At 52.6% G+C, this 23,395-nt stretch carries 20 protein-coding genes and 2 rRNA genes; 9 read left to right on the forward strand and 13 right to left on the reverse strand.

Features of this window, described 5'->3' with window-relative positions; translation table 11 throughout:
- The 4 genes from ABU190_RS00005 to ABU190_RS00020 all read left to right on the forward strand — a co-directional run.
- Nucleotides 1-239 (forward strand): 23S ribosomal RNA (locus ABU190_RS00005); the annotation flags it as partial.
- 189 nt (nucleotides 240-428) lie between these two features.
- Nucleotides 429-544 (forward strand): 5S ribosomal RNA (gene rrf / locus ABU190_RS00010).
- A 292-nt stretch (nucleotides 545-836) separates the two neighbouring features.
- Nucleotides 837-1,292 (forward strand): DUF4385 domain-containing protein, encoded by a 456-nt coding sequence (locus ABU190_RS00015; protein ID WP_354690047.1) that lies wholly within the window; start codon nucleotides 837-839, stop codon nucleotides 1,290-1,292.
- A gap of 123 nt (nucleotides 1,293-1,415) precedes the next feature.
- On the forward strand, nucleotides 1,416-2,717 hold the full coding sequence (locus ABU190_RS00020; protein WP_354690048.1) for an MFS family transporter: 1,302 nt from the start codon (nucleotides 1,416-1,418) through the stop codon (nucleotides 2,715-2,717).
- On the opposite strand, the gene ABU190_RS00025 is transcribed toward ABU190_RS00020, so the two are convergent.
- The 5 genes from ABU190_RS00025 to trxC all read right to left on the reverse strand — a co-directional run bounded on the left by ABU190_RS00025 (nucleotide 2,714) and on the right by trxC (nucleotide 8,434).
- Nucleotides 2,714-3,037 (reverse strand): YfiM family lipoprotein, encoded by a 324-nt coding sequence (locus ABU190_RS00025; protein WP_039079773.1) that lies wholly within the window; start codon nucleotides 3,035-3,037, stop codon nucleotides 2,714-2,716. The genes ABU190_RS00020 and ABU190_RS00025 overlap by 4 nt on opposite strands.
- A gap of 48 nt (nucleotides 3,038-3,085) precedes the next feature.
- A complete protein-coding gene (gene pssA / locus ABU190_RS00030) occupies nucleotides 3,086-4,441 on the reverse strand; it encodes a CDP-diacylglycerol--serine O-phosphatidyltransferase (RefSeq protein ID WP_354690411.1) in 1,356 nt (451 codons plus the stop codon).
- A gap of 114 nt (nucleotides 4,442-4,555) precedes the next feature.
- Nucleotides 4,556-7,216: a protein lysine acetyltransferase gene (gene pat / locus ABU190_RS00035; RefSeq protein WP_107224242.1), complete on the reverse strand. Its 2,661-nt coding sequence runs from the start codon at nucleotides 7,214-7,216 to the stop codon at nucleotides 4,556-4,558.
- 32 nt (nucleotides 7,217-7,248) lie between these two features.
- Nucleotides 7,249-7,947, reverse strand: a complete 699-nt coding sequence (locus ABU190_RS00040; protein ID WP_132439091.1) for a tRNA-uridine aminocarboxypropyltransferase — start codon at nucleotides 7,945-7,947, stop codon at nucleotides 7,249-7,251.
- 67 nt (nucleotides 7,948-8,014) lie between these two features.
- Nucleotides 8,015-8,434 carry a thioredoxin TrxC gene (trxC, locus tag ABU190_RS00045; RefSeq protein WP_296441657.1) on the reverse strand — a complete coding sequence of 140 codons (420 nt, stop codon included), beginning with the start codon at nucleotides 8,432-8,434 and terminating at the stop codon, nucleotides 8,015-8,017.
- A 203-nt stretch (nucleotides 8,435-8,637) separates the two neighbouring features.
- Here trxC and ABU190_RS00050 point away from each other — a divergent pair, with 203 nt between their 5' ends.
- The gene (locus tag ABU190_RS00050) at nucleotides 8,638-9,717 is read left to right on the forward strand and encodes a tRNA/rRNA methyltransferase (RefSeq protein WP_193794135.1); all 1,080 of its coding nucleotides are present in this window, start codon (nucleotides 8,638-8,640) and stop codon (nucleotides 9,715-9,717) included.
- Nucleotides 9,718-9,802: 85 nt separating this feature from the next.
- Here ABU190_RS00050 and ABU190_RS00055 read toward each other — a convergent pair whose 3' ends face one another.
- The 8 genes from ABU190_RS00055 to ABU190_RS00090 all read right to left on the reverse strand — a co-directional run bounded on the left by ABU190_RS00055 (nucleotide 9,803) and on the right by ABU190_RS00090 (nucleotide 17,947).
- Nucleotides 9,803-10,219 (reverse strand): desulfoferrodoxin family protein, encoded by a 417-nt coding sequence (locus ABU190_RS00055; RefSeq protein WP_354690049.1) that lies wholly within the window; start codon nucleotides 10,217-10,219, stop codon nucleotides 9,803-9,805.
- Between the two features lie 142 nt (nucleotides 10,220-10,361).
- The gene (fadK, locus tag ABU190_RS00060; protein WP_354690050.1) at nucleotides 10,362-12,032 is read right to left on the reverse strand and encodes a medium-chain fatty-acid--CoA ligase; all 1,671 of its coding nucleotides are present in this window, start codon (nucleotides 12,030-12,032) and stop codon (nucleotides 10,362-10,364) included.
- A 29-nt stretch (nucleotides 12,033-12,061) separates the two neighbouring features.
- Entirely contained in the window at nucleotides 12,062-13,393 is a 1,332-nt protein-coding gene (locus ABU190_RS00065) for an aromatic acid/H+ symport family MFS transporter (protein WP_354037210.1), read from the reverse strand.
- Nucleotides 13,394-13,455: 62 nt separating this feature from the next.
- The gene (locus tag ABU190_RS00070; RefSeq protein ID WP_079496138.1) at nucleotides 13,456-13,740 is read right to left on the reverse strand and encodes a ferredoxin family protein; all 285 of its coding nucleotides are present in this window, start codon (nucleotides 13,738-13,740) and stop codon (nucleotides 13,456-13,458) included.
- The gene (locus ABU190_RS00075) at nucleotides 13,737-15,029 is read right to left on the reverse strand and encodes an FAD-dependent oxidoreductase (protein ID WP_354690051.1); all 1,293 of its coding nucleotides are present in this window, start codon (nucleotides 15,027-15,029) and stop codon (nucleotides 13,737-13,739) included. The genes ABU190_RS00070 and ABU190_RS00075 overlap by 4 nt, the downstream gene beginning before the upstream one ends.
- Nucleotides 15,030-15,071: 42 nt before the next feature.
- Nucleotides 15,072-16,007 (reverse strand): FAD-binding protein, encoded by a 936-nt coding sequence (locus ABU190_RS00080; protein ID WP_354690052.1) that lies wholly within the window; start codon nucleotides 16,005-16,007, stop codon nucleotides 15,072-15,074.
- An 18-nt stretch (nucleotides 16,008-16,025) separates the two neighbouring features.
- Nucleotides 16,026-16,790, reverse strand: a complete 765-nt coding sequence (locus ABU190_RS00085; protein WP_354690053.1) for an electron transfer flavoprotein — start codon at nucleotides 16,788-16,790, stop codon at nucleotides 16,026-16,028.
- Between the two features lie 11 nt (nucleotides 16,791-16,801).
- Entirely contained in the window at nucleotides 16,802-17,947 is a 1,146-nt protein-coding gene (locus ABU190_RS00090) for an acyl-CoA dehydrogenase (RefSeq protein ID WP_354690054.1), read from the reverse strand.
- 494 nt (nucleotides 17,948-18,441) lie between these two features.
- On the opposite strand from ABU190_RS00090, the gene ABU190_RS00095 reads away from it, so the two are divergent.
- The 4 genes from ABU190_RS00095 (at nucleotide 18,442) to ABU190_RS00110 (ending at nucleotide 23,354) form a co-directional block, all read left to right on the forward strand.
- Complete coding sequence (locus ABU190_RS00095; RefSeq protein ID WP_039079556.1) at nucleotides 18,442-19,608, forward strand: acyl-CoA dehydrogenase family protein; 1,167 nt, start codon at nucleotides 18,442-18,444, stop codon at nucleotides 19,606-19,608.
- Nucleotides 19,609-19,732: 124 nt separating this feature from the next.
- Complete coding sequence (locus ABU190_RS00100; protein WP_354690055.1) at nucleotides 19,733-21,091, forward strand: MFS transporter; 1,359 nt, start codon at nucleotides 19,733-19,735, stop codon at nucleotides 21,089-21,091.
- Nucleotides 21,088-22,302 carry a CaiB/BaiF CoA-transferase family protein gene (locus ABU190_RS00105; protein WP_354690056.1) on the forward strand — a complete coding sequence of 405 codons (1,215 nt, stop codon included), beginning with the start codon at nucleotides 21,088-21,090 and terminating at the stop codon, nucleotides 22,300-22,302. Before ABU190_RS00100 ends, ABU190_RS00105 begins: the two co-directional genes overlap by 4 nt.
- Before the next feature lie 140 nt (nucleotides 22,303-22,442).
- Nucleotides 22,443-23,354, forward strand: a complete 912-nt coding sequence (locus ABU190_RS00110) for a helix-turn-helix domain-containing protein (RefSeq protein ID WP_354690057.1) — start codon at nucleotides 22,443-22,445, stop codon at nucleotides 23,352-23,354.
- The last annotated feature ends 41 nt before the right edge of the window (nucleotides 23,355-23,395 follow it).

The raw sequence follows: 23,395 nt of genomic DNA on the forward strand, positions 1-23,395 counted from the left end.
CCGGAGTGGACGCATCACTGGTGTTCGGGTTGTCATGCCAATGGCACTGCCCGGTAGCTACATGCGGAAGAGATAAGTGCTGAAAGCATCTAAGCACGAAACTTGCCCCGAGATGAGTTCTCCCTTGGACTTTAAGTCCACTAAAGGAACGTTAAAGACGATGACGTTGATAGGCCGGGTGTGTAAGCGCAGCGATGCGTTGAGCTAACCGGTACTAATGAACCGTGAGGCTTAACCTTACAACGCCGAAGATGTTTTGGCGGATTGAGACGATTTTCAGCTTGGATTCAGAGTCCGAAGGATTTTGCGCTGAGACAAGGCGGCAAACGAGGCGATGGAAGGAGCATACAAAAGTATGTGACTGACACTCGCGAGAGCAGCCAACGCAGTATGAGCGCAAAAGACACAGGACGAGCACAAAGAATTTGCCTGGCGGCTTTAGCGCGGTGGTCCCACCTGACCCCATGCCGAACTCAGAAGTGAAACGCCGTAGCGCCGATGGTAGTGTGGGGTCTCCCCATGTGAGAGTAGGGAACTGCCAGGCATCAAATTAAAAGACCTGCACCAGTCTTCGGGGCAGTTCGCTACTCGACAGAGAGTAGGACAAAAGCGAGAGCTTTTGAACGTTGCGCAGCAACGGCCCGAAGGGTGAATCACAACGTGATTCATAAACTGCCAGGCATCAAATAAGTAAGAAGCTCATCCTCACGGATGGGCTTTTTGCGTTTTTATCCCCTGAAAACGATTTCCGATAATTTTCCTTCTCTGCAGCCTGTATAGCATTGCCTTTTAAATAGCCTATCCTTATCCATTCGAGATGTTTAAGGAGACGATAGTTGACCAGCCATTCCTTCAATTACCAGCAAGATTTCGCCAGCATTAATTTTCGTGATCATCCTGAGTGCTATCAGGTGGGACGTGGTGAACAAGGCGTTTTGTTGGTTGAGCCCTATAAGAGTGAAATCCTTCCCTGGTGGCGTTACAAAGATCCTGAATCCGCCACAACATCAGCTGAAAAAATTTACCAATTATTCGAAACCTATCGAGAGCAAAATGACTTTGTTGGCATGGATATGGCCCGCAAATTTATACAAATGGGGTATACCCGCGCCCGGCGTTACGCCAACTATAAAGGGGGTAAAAAGTATGCTGAGGACGGTAGCATTCAGCAAAGAGAAAATGACCCGGTAAAAGCAGCCGCAGCGGCGATCTTTAAAAAATGGTGGGATAAGATCCGCCAGGATAAAGATTATCTCCGACGCAAGCGCGAACATATCACACGCTGGGGTTAAGCGCATTCTTAGGCTAACATTCTGAAATGATAGCAGGCAAATCATTAACACTGTATTAACTTTTTACCCCGGCGTAATCTGATTTATATAAAAAATCGAAGATGTCCAATCAAAGGGGGAAATATGGCAGATGTCACCACTCGTCCTGAGCATAAAACAACCGATTTGACCGATGTACGTCGCAGAGTGTGGGCAATCGTTGGTGCGTCATCGGGAAATCTGGTGGAGTGGTTTGATTTCTATGTTTATTCATTCTGTTCGCTCTACTTTGCTCACATCTTTTTCCCTGCCGGAAATACAACGACCCAGCTACTTCAGACGGCAGGCATTTTCGCCGCCGGATTTCTCATGCGTCCGATTGGCGGCTGGCTGTTCGGGCGTATTGCTGATAGGCATGGGCGCAAAAAGTCGATGTTGATATCAGTATGCATGATGTGTCTGGGATCTCTGGTGATCGCTTGCTTACCGGGCTATGAAAGCATTGGTACGTGGGCCCCGGCATTGTTATTACTGGCAAGACTGTTCCAGGGGTTATCCGTGGGTGGCGAATACGGCACCAGTGCAACTTATATGAGTGAGATTGCCGTTGAAGGACGTAAAGGGTTTTATGCTTCTTTCCAGTACGTAACTTTGATTGGGGGTCAATTGCTGGCGCTTCTCGTGGTCGTTGTTCTTCAGCAGATCCTTGATGATGCTGAGTTACGTGCATGGGGCTGGCGTATTCCCTTTGCAATTGGCGCCGCACTGGCTGTAGTCGCGCTCTGGTTGCGTCGTCAACTGGATGAAACATCGAAAAAAGAGGTACGAGTATTAAAAGAGGCTGGGTCGCTTAAAGGGTTATGGCGTAATCGCCGGGCGTTTGTGATGGTGCTCGGCTTTACCGCAGGCGGTTCACTGAGCTTCTACACCTTCACGACATATATGCAAAAATATCTGGTTAACACGACCGGTATGCATGCCAATGTGGCCAGCATTGTGATGACCGTGGCGTTATTTGTTTTTATACTTATTCAGCCCCTGATAGGTGCCTTATCCGATCGCATTGGTCGCCGTGCTTCCATGCTCTGTTTTGGTGGGCTGGGGACGCTCTTCACGCTACCTATTTTAAGTGCGCTACAGTATGTCTCATCACCCTATGCCGCCTTTGCATTAGTGATGACGGCACTGCTCATCGTGAGTTTCTATACATCAATAAGCGGTATCCTGAAAGCCGAAATGTTCCCGGCACAGGTCCGTGCGCTGGGCGTGGGCTTATCTTACGCCGTTGCCAATGCGTTATTCGGCGGGTCGGCTGAGTACGTTGCGCTGTCGCTGAAATCGGCAGGTATCGAGACGGCCTTCTTTTGGTATGTCACTGCGTTTTGCGCACTGGCATTTATCGTTTCGTTGATGCTACACCGGAAAGGTAAAGGTATTCGTCTTTAGTGATTGGCTAGCTGCCAGACGGCGTAACCCGTGGTAGCGCCTGCAACATCCCAGGCAAAATCTTTCCAGCTCCAGCCGCTTCCTGCCGGGCGGCTGTCCCAAAACTCTTTTGATGCGCCAAGGCTAACAGAAAACATCAGGCCATAAACGGCACTGCGATCGCGACTAATTCCCTGATGTTGTGCATACTCGTTGCCCGCAGCGGAGAGCATGGCAGAAGCAATAAAATGCTGTGCTTTATCCTGCCCGCTCCATTGGTCATTTGCCATGTGCGCGCATCCGGTTAAACACAGTACACTCGTCAATATTAAGCATCGCATCATAGAGGAACCTGAAAAAAAAGCCCCATCAAATGACGGGGCCGGGTGTTACAGAATGCGGCTGATAAGTTTATCGATACGAATTCGACGTAAGCGGCGAATGAGCTTGCGTACTTTTACCGGATAGTCGGCGATACTTTGCAGATCGCGATAATGGTTAACTACCGTGGTATGGGTACGGATAAGATCCAGCTCTTTGTCACGCTGAGCCGCTAATTGATGTTTCGGGTCGTGGATCAGAATGGCATTTTCCAGATCCAGGCGCCAGGCACGCGGATTAAGGTTATTCCCCGTCAGCAGCACCCATTCGTCATCAACCCACATCCCTTTCAAGTGATAGCTGTTGTCGTCGTCTTTCCACAAGCGCACGACCAATTGATCGGTATTGACGTAATACTGCAGACGGCTCAGGAAACGGCGCAGGTTAATTTCATACAAATAAGGCAGGGCGCCAATAATTTTAAACGGTTGATCTTCTGGAATAAAAAAGTCATTAGCCGTTTTATCGCCAACGATAATTTCGACTTTTTTGCCTTCACGCAGGAGCTGAATAATATTGCGTACCAGCACAGCTGGCAGGTTGAAATAAGGTGTGCAGATAACCAGCTTCTCTTCCGCACAGGGCATCAAATGGAAAATGGTCTTATTCAGCAGGCTGGTTTTTCCAAGTCCAACTAATGGCGTAACCGAAAGCTGATCGTTATCGGCATCGCCCTCAAAATGATAGGCCGCGTCGCGTAATTCCTGACGATACAGACGAATATCATTTTTGATTTCAGGGCTTTTAGGACGTTGCGCGTTGTCGAGACGATTTACGCCGCGCCCTTCAATCAGGTTTTGTTTGACCCAGCCCAGCATGATATCGGCCATTTTGGGATTGCGGATAAGCTGGTAGCGGTCGTAGCGGTATTTATCGTGTTGGTGGAGATAGACATCGTTCAGGCTCGCGCCGCTATACAGCACGCTATCGTCGATAATGAAGCCTTTAAAATGCAGTACGCCAAGCGCTTCACGGGTATTGACTGGCACGCCGTAAACGGGAATATCAATGCCTGGGTTTTCCTGCGCCATACGGCAATACCAGTCGGCATTGGTGTTGGATGCTGCCGCGCCAATACGACCACGCTGTGCCCGGTGCCAGTCGACGAGCACGCAGATTTCAAGCTCAGGGCGCTGACGTTTGGCGTCATAGAGGGCGTTCAGGATACCTTTACCGCCATCATCCTGCTCAAGATAAAGAGCGATGATGCAGATACGGCGTGTTGCGCTGGCAATTTTTTCCAGCAATGTCTCCCTGAAAATAGCGGGAGAGTAGAAAAACTCTACATCATCAACTGATTGGGAAAGCTTGGGTAGTTGGGCAAGGTGTTGTTGATGTTTATTACGCTTAAATTTTGACAACATCACAGTGCGTTTCTTCTCTGTTTATTGAAAGGGCTTCTGTCCGATAACCCCGACAGAAGCGGACAATGATAACACCAGTACCTGTGAAAGTGGTCAACATTTCCAGTACCTTACTCAGGATTCACCGGTCTGCTTCAGATTCAGGGACAATCCAACGATCCCGTCCTCAAGCTGAATGTCGACCTCGAATCCCAGTTTACGCGCCAGAGTCACCATGCCGCGATTGTTTGGCATAGTAATACCATTCAAACGCTTAAGTCCGTGATCCCGAGTGTAACTGATGAGCTTTTCCAGTAACCGTCGCCCAAGACCCAATCCTTTCAAATCGGAACGAACCAACACAGCGAATTCGGCATCAATGTTATCCGGGTCAGAGATGGCGCGGGTTACGCCAAGGATCTCATCCTTTCCTTCTACCTGACGCACTGCAACAAATGCCATTTCCCGATCGTAGTCGATCTGCGTCATATTCGCTAAATCATCATGGGTAAATTCGTTGATCTCGCTGAAATAGCGGTAGTACAAATCTTCCTTTGTTACCCTGGCGATGAACGCCTGTAGCTGCGGTTCATCCTCAGGAAGAATAGGGCGGAAAAGCGTGGTCTCGCCGTTTTTTAGCTCAACGGTCTCTTCTAGCTGCTGCGGATAGGGGCGAACCGCGAGACGACTTTCACCGTTGCCGCTAAACGCCCCGACCGTGAGGGTGACATCAAGTGCGGTGAATTCATTGCCGGAGGCAAGCAGAGGATGAATGTCCAGGCGCTGAATTTCCGGACAGTGCACAATAAGGTTTGAGACCTGCACCAGGAATTGACTTAGCCCGGCGATATCCAGTGTGCGCAGTGCGCTACGCCCGCGGATCTTCTTATTTTTAATGGCCTGGATAACCAGATAACGCGCCAGATTCATATTCAGCGGTGGTAGCGCAACGGCGGCCTGCTCTTGCGCGCGCCACTCGACGCCGCCTTCTCCCAACATGATAAGCGGACCGAACACCGGATCGGATTCGACGACCACACGAAGTTCCTGTGCGCCGGCACGGTTTGCCATGCTTTGTACCTGCAAGCCGTGAACACGCGCCTGCGGCCAGTTCATTTTGACGCGGTCGATAATCGCATCTGCAGCCTGTTGGACCTCTGCCGCGGTGCGCAGGTAAAGCATAACCCCCTGGACCTCAGATTTATGCGGAATATCCGGCGAGCGTAATTTTAGCGCTACGGGGTAACCAATCTGTTCGGCAATATGTACCGCTTCGGCGCTATCACCAGCAATCCATGTCGGCAGTGTCTGGATACCCCAGGCGCTGAGTATCGGCTGCACTTCATGAGTATCAAGCGTGGTTGCCCCTTCTGTTATCGCCTGTTGCAGTAACTGATGGGCTTCGGCCGTATTGGCCGTCAGGTGAGTAGGTAAGGCGGGTGTTTCACGTAATTGCTTCTGGTTACGCCGGTACTCGACCATATGCATAAATGCGGTGATCGTCCCTTCGGGCGTACGGTAGGTCGGCAGGCTCGCTTCGCTGAATAACCGTCGCGCTTCCTGGGAAGAATACTCGCCACACCAGTTTGTCAGCACCGTAACGTATTTACCGCGCGGATGTTTTTTCAGCGCCTCAATGAGCGCCAGCGCGCTCTCTCTGCCGGGGGCGGCGGCGCTCGGAGAATGAATAACCATCAGCGCATCAAAATCCTGGCTGTCGAGCAGGATCTCAAGCGCGGTGGTGTAGCGATCATTGCTGGCATCATCGCGTAAATCCAGCGGATTACCCACATTGACATAATCGGGTAATCCATTGCGAAGCCTTGCCAGCGTATCGTCACTCAACTTTGCCAGTTTGCCATTACGTGACCACAGCTGATCGAGCGCCAGTGCGGCAGGGGCGGCACCGTTACTGATGATCATCAGCCGGTCGCCGCGAAGCGGACGCATGTGACTGAGCGTTTCGACGGCGGAAAACAGTTCGTGGGTATCTTGCACACGCAGCAGACCGGCACGCTGAATGGCGGCATCCCACGCCGGATCCAGCCCGGCACGGGTTTGTAAAAGCCGCTGGGCTTCGGGGCTACGGCCACTCTTGATAACCAGAATGGGTTTATTGCGTGACGCGCTGCGAGCCGCCGAGACGAACCGGCGCGCGTCGCTTAAATGTTCGAGATAGAGCAGAATGGCGCTGGTTTTGGTATCACGTGCCAGGAAGTCCAGCAGTTCATCGACGTCGATATCCAGGCTGTCACCCAGCGCAATAAAATAGGAAAACCCCATCTCACGTTGCTGAGCCCAGTCCAGGATGGTGTTGGAGACGGCGGCGGATTGCGAAATAAATGCAAGCTTGCCACGGGTAATCGGTACCGGGGAAAAGCTGGCATTAAGACCCTGCCAGGGCGCGAGTAACCCCATACTGTTTGGCCCGAGCAGGCGCATCTGGTAACGCCCTGCACAGTTCAGCAGTTCGGCGTGTTGCTCAGGGGTGGCAGAAAGAATAATGCAAGTTTTACAGCCCTTCTTGCCAAGCTCTTCCAGCAAAGGCAGATTACGTTTTGCATTGGTACAGAGCACGGCGAGGTCCGGCACATAGGGCAGGCTGGCGATATCGGGCCAGGCCAGTACACCAAGTACGGCTTTGTACGCGGGTGTCACGGGTAAAACCGGCCCGGCAAAACCGCCAGCCAGAAGATTGCGCATCATCAGGAAACCGGCGCGATCCGGTTTCATTGATGCCCCGATCACGGCGATCGACTTGGGACGTAACAACGCTTCCAGCCCACGTTGGCTCATACCGGCCTCCAGTAAAGAGTGACCTGATGATTTTAAACGTTTTCTGCTTCTTTTGCTGTGACGCTACGCTGATGATTCGCTTTACCCGCCAGGTAACGTTCGCGAAAGAGGGAAAAATGGGCGCCCAGACTTTTCGCGGCAGCTTGATCGCCTGCTAAATCGAGAAGCGCAATCGCGACTTCGGCGGTGCAGTACTGATCGTCGGCATGCGACTCGCGCAGACGATAGGCTGAAATCCGTGACAGATCGACAGAGATAACCGGCAGGGCGTCCAGATAGGGACTTTTGCGAAACATTTTGCGTGCTTCGGTCCAGGTCCCATCCAGCATGATAAATAGCGGCGGTTTTCCACAGGGCGGTGCGGATAATACCTGCCGTTCGTTTCCTGCATAGGATGCGGGAAAGACGACCATCGGCTGATAGTCTTCGCTGTTGCATAAATCAATAAGCGCCTGGGGTGGCTCAGTACGTGACCAGAGAAACGCCGTTGTGTCAGGCAGAATATCGGCGATAAGTCTGCCAGTATTGCTGGGCTTCATGGGTTCCGTATCGAACATCACCAGGCAGAACCGGCTGCGGGCCGTACTGGGTTGCAAGGTGTCGCACAGGCACTGTTGTTTTGGCAGCAGGCAGCGCTGGCAGCGAATAACGCGATTGCCTCGGGCGAGGAAAGGGCGAGTGGAACGAGCAATACGCATTGCCCGGAGCGTGAGTACGGCGTTATCAGTCATGAGAATCGCGTGAAAAACGCCATTGTCGCAGAGCTGAAAACGGGGCACAAGATGTGCCCCGCCAGGATTAGAGAGATTCGTTAAGCCAGCTATTAAAAGGGGCTTTGGGAACGGCGCCGCTTAAGATGTCGACAACCTCGCCATTTTTGAACAACATAATGGTTGGGATGCTGCGGATACGAAAGCGTGCGCTGAGTTCGCGTTCGGCTTCGGTGTTCACTTTGATGAAGCGAACTTTGCCGCTACGCTCTTCCGCCACGTCTTCAAAAATCGGCGCGAAGCTACGGCACGGACCACACCAGGGTGCCCAGAAATCGACAACGACCGGCAGGTCATCTTTCAGCAGTTTATCCAGTGTTTCGCCAGTGGCGTTAATCACATCGCCGTCGAACAGCTCATGTCCACAGCGTCCGCATTTTGCGACATCGCTAATGCGCGCTTCGGGGATGCGGTTAAGCGCCTGGCAGCTTGCACATACGGTATTCATAACTAACCTCGGGAGAGCAGTGGTACAGAGTGGCACAAGGCCGATATGTTTCTAATATGTTACATATTATTGATGAAGTGGTTTTAAACGACAACGCGTTTTATTCAATGAGTACAATAGTCGATAGCTTTTGAACGAATTAATGGCTAAGCGCCGACACATCAGGTAATCTGCGCGCTCGCGCAGCGCTGGTGGAGAAAAGCATGAACGATGAACTGAAAAACAAAAGCGGCAAAGTCAAAGTGATGTATGTCCGCAGTGATGATGATTCCGATAAACGCAGCCAAAACCCGCGTACCGGGAAAGGGCCTGCTCGTAGCGGATCGTCTCGTGCCGATGCTGGCCGTCGCCCCGCTCGCGAAGAGAAAAACAGTGGCCGCCGTCCTGCTCGCGAAGAGCGAAGCAATGATCGTGGTCGCGACCGTGACCGTCCACAGAGTGATTCCCCGTGGCGTACCGTTTCCCGCGCGCCGGGTGACGAGACGCCAACAAAGCCGGATCACGGCGGTATCAGCGGTAAAAGCTTTATCGATCCGGAAGTACTGCGTCGTCAGCGTGCGGAAGAGACCCGCGTTTATGGCGAGAATGCCTGTCAGGCACTGTTTGCCAGCCGTCCTGACTGCATCGTGCGCGCCTGGTTTGTTCAGAGCGTAACCCCGCGCTTTAAAGAAGCACTGCGCTGGATGGCGGCTAACCGCAAAGCCTACCATGTGGTTGATGAGGCTGAGCTGGCAAAAGCGTCCGGTACTGAACATCACGGTGGCGTTTGCTTCCTGATCAAAAAACGTAACGGTACCAGTGTTGAGCAGTGGGTGGCACAGGCCGGCGCCGAAGATTGCGTTCTGGCGCTGGAAGATGTGGGTAACCCGCATAACCTGGGTGCGATGATGCGCAGTTGCGCGCATTTCGGCGTGAAAGGCGTTCTGTTGCAGGATGCGGCCGTTATCGAATCCGGGGCGGCAGTTCGTACGGCGGAAGGCGGTGCGGAGCACGTGCAGGCCATTACGGGTGATAGCGTTCTCGAGGCGCTGGATGCTTTCCGCAAAGCCGGTTATGCCATTGTGACCACTTCCAGCCATAAAGGTACGCCGTTGTTTAGCGCCACGTTGCCGAAGAAAATGGTGCTGGTGCTGGGTCAGGAGCGTGACGGTCTTTCCGATGCTGCGCTAGATAACGCGGATCTGAGCATCTCGATTAACGGCACCAACAACGTTGAGAGTCTCAACGTGTCTGTAGCAACGGGTGTGTTGCTGGCAGAATGGTGGCGTCAAAACAAAGCCTGATAAAACCACGATCAGCATGCCTTCACGGCATGCTGATTTCTTCTCTCCTCTGTCTGTTCGCTTTATCCCCAGAGCAGATGCATCATCAAAATGAATGCTTCCATAACCCATGCTGATTGCACCAACTGTATGCGGTGAATCCTCGTTTACAGTTAAATTTGCATCGGCTGCCTTTACAGACCGGACGATCGCAGTAGACGTACGCATCGTTTTCGGCCAGTGCGAAGGTGGCTTCTGGCAGATCGCCAGGCCTGAGGAATTTAAACTGGCCACCCTGAAAGGTATAAACGTAGATCCACAGCAGGCGGTGATCGTCTGTCATCGGATGTGGCGTTATACCGATATTCACCGTCAGGGTATTTGATTCAAAGCCGCCGGAAATCGTCATCTGCGGCAGGTGGTCTTCTGCCAGTGCATCGTTTGTATTCTGCGGGGTTAATGCACTCAGCGTTTCGTCACAACAGCGTAGTTGTGTCTCGCCGCCGTTGTTATTAATGGTCACAAGAAATTGTCCGCACCGGGGACAGTGATAAAACGTAGGCTCCCCCTGGATAAAAGACGGCTTGGTGCTGTTTTTTATTCGTGTCGATGTTTTCGGCTGTGTTCTGCCGGAAAGGTTATTGTTAATAAGCACATTGGTATCCTTATTTGGATATGGCCTCGTCGAGTGCCGGGGATGCGTTTTCTCGGGAGGCAAGGGCCAGGCGCTGAACGATATCTTTGCGTAACATGAACTTTTTGACTTTCCCGGAGGCCGTTCGCGGTAAATTGTCGACCACCACCAGGTGCTCCGGATATTTATATTTAGCGATGCGTTTATGAGTAAAGAAACGGATGATGTCAGCCAGTACCAGAGGTTGTTCTTTATGGGTCAGTACTACATAGGCACATGAACGTTCTCCCAGCCGCTGATCTGGCATCGCGACGACGGCGGCGTCTCGAATATCTGGATGTTGCAACAGAATATCTTCCACTTCCCGGCTACTGATATTTTCACCGCCGCGAACAATAATGTCTTTTTTTCGCCCGGTAATTTTAAGATACCCTGCCTTGTCGACCCGGCAATAATCCCCGCTGTAATACCAGCCTTCATCATCAAGTGCCTGTGCCGTTAATTCCGGTTCATCGAAATAGCCGACAAACACATTGGGGCCGCGAGAAGCCTCTTCACCTTCGGTATATTCCGGCAGAGTGTTTCTCTTTTTATCGACGACTCTGATCTCCACTCCGTTCACCGCCGCTCCGTCCGTATTCACCTGGCGAATAAGCGAGTCTTCGGGACGGACGATGGCATGTGGCGCACTCTCCGTACTGCCATATACCCCCAGCAATGGAACTCCGGCTTTGTGGTAATCACGCACCAGTTTGCCCGGAATGGTGGTTCCGCCGCACAGAAAAAAGCGCAAAGAAGAGATATCGCACTGGCGGGCCTGCATCGCCTTAAGCAGGTCGCACGCAAACGGTGTTGCCCCCATAATGCAGGTGCATTTTTCCCGTTCAATGATCTCAAGGCACTGCTCCGGATTAAAAATATCCAGCAATACGCTGCGGGCACCCATCATAAACGGGGCGGTTACCCCATGCATAAAACCCGTGGCGTGGGCGAGTGGTGCTGGCATCAGCATAATATCCGTGCTGTTCAAATTAAGCGTTGCGCAGTAGGCCCGTTCGCTGGCGATGATATTATTGTGCGTCAGCATTACCCCTTTAGGGTGGCCCTCTGTACCGGAAGTGAACAGCAGTGCGGCCAGGTCATCGCTTTTTGTCGCAATGGCCTGAGCTAATGGTGGCGTGTTTGCCAGTATCTGGTTCAAAGACAATTCGTGCCGGGCGGGCTCGAGCTTATCGACCGCAATCACCTTCTCCAGCCAGGGAAGCAGCGGGCGCAGCGCGGGCAGCATTTGAATGGGACGAACATTTTTAAAGCGCGTTGCGGTAAAGAGAATACGAGCCTGACATTTGTTCATGATCCATGCCAGTTCAGACTCCCGAAATGCCGGGAGCAGCGGCACGACGACGGCGCCACATTTGAGACAGGCAAGATAGATAACGGTAAACTCACACCAGCCGGGAAGTTGCAGGGCGACCCGATCACCCGGCTGGATACCGTTTTCCACAAGCCACGTCGCCAGTGCGCCTGCTGCGTTATCGAGTTCACGGTAGGTATATGCTGTGCCGTGGTTGTCGCTGACGGCGATTTTATCCGCCGACGCCTTTGCCGACAGATGCCAGTAATCCGCCAGCGTCGCGTCACCCCAGTATCCTTGCTGTCGATAACGCATTTTCAGCGCCTCGTTGATTTTCATGGTTGTCATTCCGTCGTTGTCCCTGGACATAACCTGGCCTAATGAGTTTTGGCGATAGCCCTTCGTTGCTTTTTGCAATACAGCGCCAGCGCACCTGCCACCAGAGGAAGCGGCAGAAACATAAAGACTTCACTGAATGTCCAGCCCGCCGCCAGCATGGCTGAACCCGCGCCTGCGCTGGTTATGGCACCCAGACGGCCAACTCCCGTCGCCCAGCTCACGCCGGTGGCCCGAATGGACGTTGGGTAAAAATGGGCGGCCAGCGCATAACAACCGGGACTGATACCATTGACGGTAAACCCGAGCATCAGAACCAGAACACATAGCACCGGCAGTGACGGGATATGCATCCCCAGAATCAGTGCACTGCAGGCGCCCCCCAGCAGGGTCAGAATGATGGCGCAATGTCTGCCCCAGCGGTCCATTTCAATGCCGATGCAGAAATTGCCCATCATGCCGCCAATCTGAAATACAGAACCCATGATGACGGCCTGTGACAGCGTCATCCCGGTGTCCCTGACCATCAGCGGCAGCCAGCTTGATAACAGATAGACACAGAACAAACCGGCAAACAGTGTTAGCCACAGCGCGAGGGTGCCAAAGGTGTATGGCGGATGCAGAAGCGATCTGGCAGTACTGGCATGTGCTTTTTGCGGCTCAGAGGTATAAAAATGGGTCTTTTCGTCGGCAATGCCGGGGACGAATTTATTCAGCAAGTGCGTCAGACGCTGTTTATTCGCGGGGTCTTGAACCAGATATTGCATCGATTCCGGCAGGTAACGTATCAGGATCAGCGCGAATATTAATGGTAATACTCCGCCGGTAATTAAGACGGAACGCCAGCCAAAGGTACCGAGTAATTGCTGGCTGAGCAGACCGCCCAATGCCGCACCGGTATTAAAACCGCAGTGGATCACGGTTGCCAGGCGCGAGCGATAACGCCAGGGGGCATACTCTGCCACCAGCGTGGTGATATTGGGCATCGCAGCCCCCAGCCCCAGGCCGGTAATAAAGCGAAAAAAGGTCAGGCTGGATAAATTCCACGACCACGCAGAAAGCAGGCTGCTTGCACCAAAAAATATGACAGAGCCAATGATGAGTTTTTTACGCCCATAGTGGTCAGCCAGCGGCCCGGAAATAAGTGAACCGGCAGCCAAACCAAATAAGCCGCTCATCATCACCGGACCTAACATATGGCGGGATATCTGCCAGTCATCGATCAAGGCCGGAGCAATAAAACCTATTGCGGTAACATCAAAGCCATCAATACCTAATACAAAGAACCCTAAAAAAACTATCAGCCACTGGCGTCGGCTAATCGGGTGCTTATCCAGAACGGTACTGATATCAATTTTTTCCTGAGTTGACATAAATCCTCCCCGCACGGGAGAGTGACGTTCACCACAAAGGGTGACGCGAGCGAAAGAGGGGATCAGCCAAAACGAAATTCAACGCCGAAGTTCCCCTGCGGATATTCCCATTTCTCTAATATTGTCCCTTCGCACAACACACGACATGTGCCACATTCCAGACAGCCGGCATAATCAAAATGGATATTTCCTGCCTCATCCTCGCGATATAGCCCGGCAGGGCAGGCAGTGATCAATTTACGAAATTGCGCTTTGTCAGGGTCGGCCACAAGAATAATATGTGGGTTAGTTTCATCCACTCTGAATTTGTTGACGCCCAGTTTCACATCGACATTTACGGTGCTCATAATGCGCGCCCTCCAGCGATGCCGTCTTTTAATAAATTCATTAACCCGACGCGTTTTCCCTGTTTCAATATCGTCTTCCAGAAGGGCGTCGGTTTGGCGCCATCCACAGTGAAAAGTTCGGACATGATATTGGCCGCCATCTGTGGGTATTGCGTAAAGAGGCGCGGGTTTTCCATCAGGCCAGGCAACTTGCGATAGTGCCGCATATCCTGCAAGACGCAGCTTTTCTCCAGCGCCTGCGCGTATTTTTCAAGTCGGGTATAGCTGAAATCATTACTCTCTTTTGCGGCAATGATGGTTTGCGCTGCGATATTCGCGGCCTCAATCGCCAGATCCATACCCCGCACGGTAAAGCCGAGGTTCAGGCACATCCCGGCGGCATCGCCCACGACCAGCACGCCATCGCCCGCCAGTTTTGGCAGCATCTCGATTCCGCCTTCTGGTACCAGATGAGCGGAATACTCGAGCAGCGTTCCCCCTTCGATAAGGGGGCGAACCGCAGGGTGCTGTTTAAAATCCTCCAGCATCTGCGGAACCGATTTTTGCGCTTTTTCAATGCCCCCCAGGCCGCACACCAGACCCAGTGAAATGGATTCACGGTTGGTATAGAGAAACCCTCCGCCCATTAAGCCATCCGACGGGGAACCGGCAAACAGCCAGGCCGCGCCTTCGTCACCCGTTACGCCAAAGCGGTCCTGAATGGTTTGGGCTGGCAGCGAAATGAGCTCTTTAACCCCGACGGCGTAATGATGAGGGTTCGATTTTTGTACCAGTCCAATTGAACGACCTAACAGTGAATTTACCCCGTCGGCCAGCACCACCACGTTTGCCTCAAGGACATCCTCCCCGGCCTGAACTCCGGTTATCCGCCCCTGCTGGCGGATTAACGCATCCACCCGCACGCCTGTGATGAACTGTGCGCCAACCGCTTCGGCTTGTTCCATCAACCAGCTATCGAATCCATGACGCAGAACTGTCCAGGACGCTTGTTCTGGGTTCGCATCGCGAGACGGCGCCTGATAATCCAGCGTGACGGCGCTGTCATTGGTCAGAAAAGAGATCTTCTCTTTGGTGATTTTTCGTTCAATGGGGGCACTTTGCGCAAAACCGGGGATGATCTTTTCCAGACTGTGGGCATAGAGCCGCCCACCTGTCATATTTTTACTGCCTGCGGTATCCCCCCGCTCAATGACCAGTACGTCCAGCCCGGCTTTCGCCATCACATACGCGGCGGTGCATCCCGCCACTCCGGCCCCCACGATAATCGCGTCAAATTTTTCGTCCGCCATACTTTTACTCCATTGCCGCCATAAAGACTGGCGGCTTGCGTCTTATCGTTTTAATAATTCCGTTAACAGGGGGACGACCTTATAGATATCGCCCACCAGACCATAATCGGCGTACTGGAAAATCGGCGCGTTTTTATCTTTGTTAACGGCGATAATGGTTTTGGCGCCATTGCCACCGACCATATGCTGGATCTGCCCGGAAATGCCCAGGGCGAGATAGATATCGGATTTCAGCAGCACGCCGGAAACGCCAACGTAACGTTCGCGATCCATCCAGTGTTCGCCTTCGGCAATCGGACGCGAACAGCCCACTTCGGCATCCAGCACAGAGGCCAGATCCCAGACCATTTGCAGATCCTCTTTCGCCAGTAGGCCACGGCCAATACCGATGACACGGCGCGCTTTGCCAAGGTCGACGTTACTGGCCGTTTTTGACCGCCGTTCACGACAGAGAATTTCATTGGCGGGTGGGATGTAATCCACCTGAGTGAGTGGGGGAGTAGCGGCGTTTACTTCGGCCAACGGCTCATAAACACCGCTCGCCAGCGTGATGACGGCGACAGGGGTATTCACTTTTTCACGCCCAAATGCCAGCCCGCCATACATGCGATGTTCGGCGTACAGGTCGTCGCCGTTGCGTTCCAGCAGGGTCACGTCATTCACCAGCGCGGATTGCAGCAGCACGCTGAGTTTTGCCGCCAGGCCTTTGCCACGGCGTGTCGCGGCCAGCAGGATCAGCGTTTTGCCGTCTTCTTTTCTGATAAGAGAGGCGAATGTTTCCGCATAGTTTTCGACGCGCTGCTTATCGGTTTTGCCACACAGCAAACAGACCGCGTCTGCCTGTTTAACCTCAGTGACATCGCGCTCATCCCATATCACTGCGTTAACGTGTTCACCCAGTTGCCGTGCGCCAGCGAGCAGATCTGCATAGCGATCGGCACTGTCGCTGAATACCCAAACATTATTGATTTTGCCCATGATGCTTCTCCGCTGCCCTTAGCTCAACGCGTTGGTCAGATAATCACGCAGGCGAGAGACCTCTTCCTGCCCGTCGCCTTCAATGATGATGTGTTTGCGTTCTGTCTGTTGCGGCGCGTAGACGCCAGCTAATTCAGTCCGCGCTGAATCCGGTGCCCAGTCAATGTCACCCGCGCTCCATTGGGTGACGCTTTTCTTCCCGGCGCCGAGGATGGCTTTCATCGAGGGGATGCGTGGCAGGTTGATATCCGATGAGACGCACAGTACCGCCGGGAGTGGCACATCCAGCACTTCTATTTCATTTTCCAGCGTGCGCTCAACGGTGACGAAGCCCTCTTTGAGTTCAATTTTGCTGACGCCGTTCACCGCCGGGAGCTGCAATATTGCACCGACCAGCAGCCCGGTTTGCTGGGCGTACATATCGCCGGAACCTTCGCCACAGATCAGCAGGTCGAAGGCGATTTTCTGGCTCGCGGCAGCAATAGCGCGTGCGGTGTCATAGGGCAGGGAACTGGCCAGACGATCATCGCGAACCAGGTAAAGCGCATTGGGACCACGTGAAAGGGCGTCTTTACGCAATTTGGCGTTATCGAGCGCTTTTCCCCCTACGCTCAGGGCTACCACTTCATGGTTTTCCCCCGCGAGCTGAACGGCGGCCTCAATCGCATTGAGATCAAAGGGGCTGATTTTTTCCCCGGCCTTGTCTGTCGCCAGGGTTCTGTCAGCCGTGATAACGATATCCTGTTCCTCAGGAACCAGTTTGTAGCAGGCAATAAATCTCATGGCATATCCTATTATTTTTCATACTGTTTCAGGATCTGGCGAGCGGAGATGTAAACCATAATCTCGTCGGTGCCGCCGCCAATGCGGTTTACGCGGGTGTCGCGCCAGAAGCGGGATACGCGGCTGTCATCGGTGTAGCCGAGCCCGCCCAGAATTTGCATCGCATCGTCAATCACCTCGCAGGCCGACTGAGCGCAGTACAACTTGCACATCGGGGCGGACAGACGCATCGATAAATCGTTGTCGCACTCCCAGGCGGTGCGGTAGACCATGTTTTTCATGTTCTGAATTTTGACGGCCATTTGGGTCAACTTGAGCTGTATCATCTGGAACTGGCCAATGTTTTGGCCGAACTGAATGCGCTGATTGGCGTAGCGCGCAGCATCTTCGAAGGCGCATTCCGCCACCCCCAGCGAGTGAGCGGCAATGACCAGGCGTTCGATATCGAAGTTTTGCATCATATGGATAAAGCCATAACCTTCCCGGCCCACCATGTCGCTCTCTTCTAACTCAACGTTATCCAGAAAGACTTCGCAGTTGCTGACCATATGCCAGCCGACTTTATGCAGATTGTTGCGTTTGACGCCGGGGGAATTGGGATCCAGCCACCATAAGGTGAAACAGCGCTTAGGATCTTCCGGCTCGGGATTGCGTGCCAGCACCAGCATATAGGGGTAATCTTTTGCACCGGTGATAAAGGTCTTTTGACCATTCAGATACACTTTGCCGTTCTTACGGGTGTAGGTGGTGGCGATGCGATTGTTGTCTGAACCGGCCTGGGGTTCGGTAAATGCCAGAGAGTAGGCGGGGATCCCCGTCAGGCCCACCTCTGCGGTTTTGGCCAGTTGCTCTGCGTTACCAAACCGCTGCATGTTATGGATGCATTGCCCCTCGGTCATGATGTAGGCCGGGGCGCCCATGCGGGCAATCTCTTCGAGCACCAGTACCTGGGTCATCATATCGGCGGGCACGCCGCCCAGCTCTTCCGGAATGCCCAATAAACCAATGCCGCTTTCGGCTAAGGCATTGAAGAACTCGCGCGGGAAAGTCCGTGTCTCATCGCATCTTTTGAAATACTCTTCGGGAAAATCACGGGTAATCAACTCCCGAATACTTGCTAATAGTAATTCCTGTTCTTCGGTCAGGCTAAAGTCCATGACACATCCTCTTGATAGGTTCTCTGGTGGGGATTTATAAAATAAAGCACTCCCCGGCATTATTTATCGCCAATTATTCTGTCCGGTTCGCCAGCTTTTATAATTACTGGTGCGAATGTTGTTTTATCTTGGATAATAATTACAGGTGTTGTGATGATATATAGACATATCTCACTTGATCCTGGACAAAACGAACATTAAAGCCCGTTTTGTGATGCGTGTTGGTAATTTTTAAATTTTTTATCGCCTGATTATTTTATTTATCTGTTTGTTTTTATTGTTGTTTTGTGTGTTCTTGCTACATCATGTATGTTCGATTTGTCCAATGATTGGTCGGATATGTCAATATCAAGCCTTTGCGCCACTTTTTATAATCCCGGTGTCAGTTCGTGAAGAAAGACGAAAAGGGGCCCAGGATTTATTGCAACTTACATTGGTATCGTCTGAATTCTTCAATGGTTATTTAATCATTTAATATGAAGTGGGGTTGGTATATGGCTATATTATCTCAACAGCAACTGGAAGCACTGAAACAAAAAGTCAGAAAAGTCACGGAAACAGAGTTGGAGGAAATCCAACTGGTGGTTGAGCGAACTAATGTCTTCCCGGACTCCTATTACGATGTATGTCGCAAAAATGATTTATTTCGCCTGGCCATTCCTGAAGAGTTTGGCGGTCTGGGACTGAACTGCGAGCAATTCTTTTCCGTCATGGAGGAGTTCTGCCGTGGCCCTGGCGGTATGCGTATGAACCTGCACCATGCTAACGGCCTGAACTGGCGCATCATGTATGACCATGGCGCCCCCGACCTTCGCGCTAAATGGCTGCCGTTACTGGCCAATAAAGATGCTTACATCAACTTTGCACTGACCGAAGCAGAGTGTGGTTCCGGGGCGGATATTCGGACAACCGCAGTGAGGAAAGGGGATAAATACATTCTCAATGGTACCAAGACCCTGATCTCCCATACGGATATTTCTGACGGTAGCTACGTTATTGCGGTAACGGATGAAAGCAAACGCAAAAAAGGGGGATTAACCGCTTTCTTTATCGAAACCAACACGCCGGGTTATTACATCGATCCGATGCCACACATGATGGGCTGCCGTGGCGCGGGCCATGCATATCTGCGTTTTGAAAACTGCGAAGTGCCTGCGCACAACATTATGGGCAAAGAGGGCGATGGTCTGGATATCTTCATGGATGCGTTGGCGCACTCCAGAGCGATGATTGCTGTCACCTGCCTGGGCATGTCGCAGCGCTTCCTGGAACTGGCAATTGCCCGTGCGAAGGATCGTGTGACGTTCGGTAAGCCACTGGTAGCGCGTCAGGCCATTCAGCAAACGCTGGCTGACATGGGCACTCAGGTTCATGCCCTACGCGTAATGCTGCGTGATTGCGCGCAGAAATTCGATCGCGGCGAAGACATCGAGATGGTTTCGGCGATGTGCAAACTGCACGGTATTGATACGGTGCGAACCGTGTCGGATAGCTGCCTGGAAATCTTCGGTGGGATTGGTTACTTCGAAGATAACCCGTATGGCCCGGTGGAAAGAATGTATCGCGATGCACGCGCGCTGTGGTTTGAAGAAGGCCCACGTACCGTTCAGCGCCTGACGATTGCACGTCCGCTGATTGCCGCCGCGGGTGAAATTCGCTAACCCGCCTGAGCCCATGCAACGAAGGGATATCACGGGGTGTTATTCCGTTATATCCCGCCTGTGATCGCACACTGCGCGTGATTTCGTGGGTGCGATCATTCTTATTTTCTCGCGAGAGTGACCTATGAGTACATCACCTGGGAATAGACGTTGGGGCATTATTGTTCTGCTGATTATTGATTATTTCGTTATGTTTGTTGCCCGTAGCAGTATGTCGATGTGCGGGCCGGCACTGATGCATGAATATGGCTGGACCGCCATTCAGTTTGGCTGGGTCTCCACCGCATTTTTTATTGGTTACGCGATAACAATGTTGCCGGCAGGGCTGCTGGCTGACCGCTTTGGCGGTGGGATTGTGCTGGTAACCGGTACCTTGTGGTGGGTCGTTTTTACCTTCTTAACACCGCTAGGTTCCACGCTCGGCATCATGATGCTTCTGCGTATTCTGGTTGGCGTCGGGCAGGGTCTGCTGGTTCCGGCGAACTTTTCGCTGGCGGCCAGATGGGTGCCTAAAAGTGAATCCGGTAAAGCGACCGGCTTACTACAGGTTGGTTGTCCTGCGGGGATCGCCTTTGCCATGGTGCTGGCGGCCTGGATTATTCAAACCTGGGGCTGGAAATCCGTTTTTTACATCGTCTCTGTGCCGGGGTTAGTGTGGTGCCTGCTGTGGTGGTGGCTGGGTAACAGTCGCCCGCAAATGGATAATCGCATCAACCGTCAGGAGCTTGCGTATATTCAGGCGGGGCAGGCCGTTGCTAACGCGGAACATTCCGCTCAGAAAGAGACGGCAGGGGGCGATCTGACGAAAGCCGATATCCTGTCAACGCCCTCCATCTGGGCCTGCGCGTTGTGTTACTTCTGTACGAATTATCTGTTTTTTCTCTTTATGACCTGGCTGCCGACCTATTTCGCGATGGGACGCGGTATCGATCTTAAACAAAGCGCGATTTACTCCATGCTCCCGTATCTGGTGGCCATTCTGGCCTACCCGCTCGGCGGTCTGGTCACGGATGCGGCCTGTCGGCGCTTTGGGCAAAATATCGGGCGTAAGCTCTCTCCGGTTGCCGGATTGCTGCTGGCCGGGGTGTTTCTGATTCTGGGGACGCGAGCAAATAGCCTCTGGAGCGCGGCTACGCTCATCTCCGCCTCGAATTTTTTCCTCTGTTTCACCATGGCTGCGCATTTCTCCATTCCGATTATTTTCTCCCAGAAAAACACCGGCATGCTGGTGGGGTTGAACGGCGTATTTGGCACGCTGGCGGGTATTCTTTCGCCGGTGCTGGCGGGATGGGTTATTGATGTTTCCGGACAGTATGAGTACGCGCTCTATCTGGGGGCAAGCATCGCCATTCTGGGCGCATTCTTCATGCTTATCGCCCGGATTAAACCCATTGAAAAGAAAGGATTGCACGGGAATTTGCGCGGCGCGGGCGGACTGGCGGGGCGACAGGGTTTTTCCAAAATGAAGGAGCATGACTTATGAGGCCATTAGAAGGCATTAAAGTAGTGGATTTAACGTCATTCCTGGCAGCACCCACAGTGGCACGTATTCTGGGTGACTGGGGGGCGGATGTGATCAAAATCGAACCGCCGTCTGGCGATCCGGGACGTACTCAGGCTTCTGTGTTCAACATGCCTTACGAGGATGACGAAAACCCGGCATTTGATATCTCTAATGCTAATAAACGATTCCTGTGCCTGAACCTGAAAAAAGAGAGCGCGAAAGCTATTGCGTACCGCATTCTCTCGACGGCAGATGTCGTTGTGACCAGCTATCGCACAAAAGCGCTTGAACGGCTTGGGTTTTCCTGGGAAGAGTTGCACTTGCGCTTTCCACGCTTAATCTTCGCGCAGATCCTGGGGTATGGCGAAAAAGGGCCGGAAAAAGACACCGCCGGGTTTGATGCGACGGCTTACGTTTGTCGCGGCGGGATCCTTGGGTCAACCAATGAGCGCGGCGAAACCCCGATCAACTCGGTAAACGGCTTTGGTGATTTTCAGGCGTCCATGTGCCTGGTGTCGGGTATTTGCGCTGCGCTGTACGGGCGTACGCTTTCGGGAACGGGCGAGAAGGTGACGGTTAGCCTGCACCATACGGCGCTGTTTATGATGAGCATTGCCGTGACCTCAGCACAGTACGGCAACGTCTATCCGAAGTCGCGCTGTGAAGTCTCCAACCCGTTCAACAACACCTATAAAACCCTTGATGGGCGATGGATGGTCATTTGTATTCCTGAATACGATCGCTTCTTCAATAAGTTTATGGTGCTTCTTGGTCGTGAGGATCTGGTCGACAGTCCGGAATTTTGCCGTATTGCCGATGTGAACCAGTTTGGCCGTAATCGGGACATTATCAATATTATCAGTGAGCAGGTTGCCAAACGTCCGCTTAGCGAGATGATGCGGCTCTTAAAAGAAAACGATTTTGCCCATGAGAAGGGATATACCCCGGATGAGATTCTGGAAGATGATCAGGCATGGGCGACCGACTGCCTGCGTAACGTTGAGTACCCCACGGGAAATAAACGGGTGCTGGTGACGCCGCCTGTTACCATCCACGGCATGGGAGAAGCGCAGATCAAACCGTCCCGGCGACTGGGATATCACTCACAACAAATTCTGAGTGAATATGGATACTCAGCTAAAGATATCGAGTTGTTACGTCAGGAGGGCGCAGTCATTTTACCCGCCTGACGATCTCGTTTTTTAAATCGTTTGCTGCGCTGGTCTTCGAGTGCTGAATGCAGATATTGCGGAATAAGTCCGCTGTTTTCACTGTTCCCGACAGACCAGCCAGGCCGTGCAGCAGCACTGAGAAGAGTAGAGGAGCATTGATGGCAACCACTATTCCTACTTATGCATTATACGGTGAGCAGTCTGGGCTAAGCTGGGAGAATTTTTTCAATGTCGAGATGATCTCCTTGCGATCAAAGGATCTGAACTGGCGGGCAAGCCCGCATGTACATGACTCGCTGATTCAGGTGCTATTCATCCAGCGAGGGCAGGTCGAAGTACTGATGAACTGCACGCGACAACTGGCCAAAGCCCCTTGCCTTATTCTGGTCCCCGCGCAGACTGTTCACGGTTTTCACTACACGCCAGATACCGAAGGACTCACCATCACGGCTTCGCAGCGACCGCTTGAGTCGGTCATTGGCGTGCTGGCACCCGATATCCTCAAGCTGGTGCATAAACCGTGCATTATTTCGCTGGAGTATTTCCCCGACGAGAAGGATGCCATCTGGGCATTTTATTACTCTATGTTGAATGAATTACGCGTGCCCATGATTAACCAGACAGCAATGTGCGCGTCGCTGTTTATCTCTATGTTTGTTCATCTATCGCGGATTACCGAGCCTGGTCTCGTCGATCAGCAGATGGATAACTCGTCGCGCAAGGCATCGCAGATCAACAAATTCCTCGCCATCGTTGACCAGAAATTTCGCCAGCGGCTGACGGTGAATGATTACTCCTGTGAAATGGGAATGTCGCCCGGACATCTCTCGCGTCTGTGCCGTTTAACGCTGGGCATGTCGAGTCTGGATGTGATTAATATGCGGGTGATTCAGGAAGCGCAGCGCGAGCTGGTTTATACCTCAAAGACCATCAAACAACTGGCTGCTTTTCTGGGATTTAACGATGAGGCTTATTTCACCCGTTTCTTTCACAAACATACGGGCGTGAGTCCCAGTCAGTTCCGGGAACGGGCCGTGCGGGAAATTGCGGCGGGAGAAGAGTACCTGTAAATGCGTCCAACACATCCCGCCGTTGCTGCGGGATGTGAGCT

It is taken from the genome of Phytobacter sp. RSE-02 (assembly GCF_040578655.1).
Taxonomy (GTDB): Bacteria; Pseudomonadota; Gammaproteobacteria; order Enterobacterales; family Enterobacteriaceae; genus Phytobacter; species Phytobacter diazotrophicus.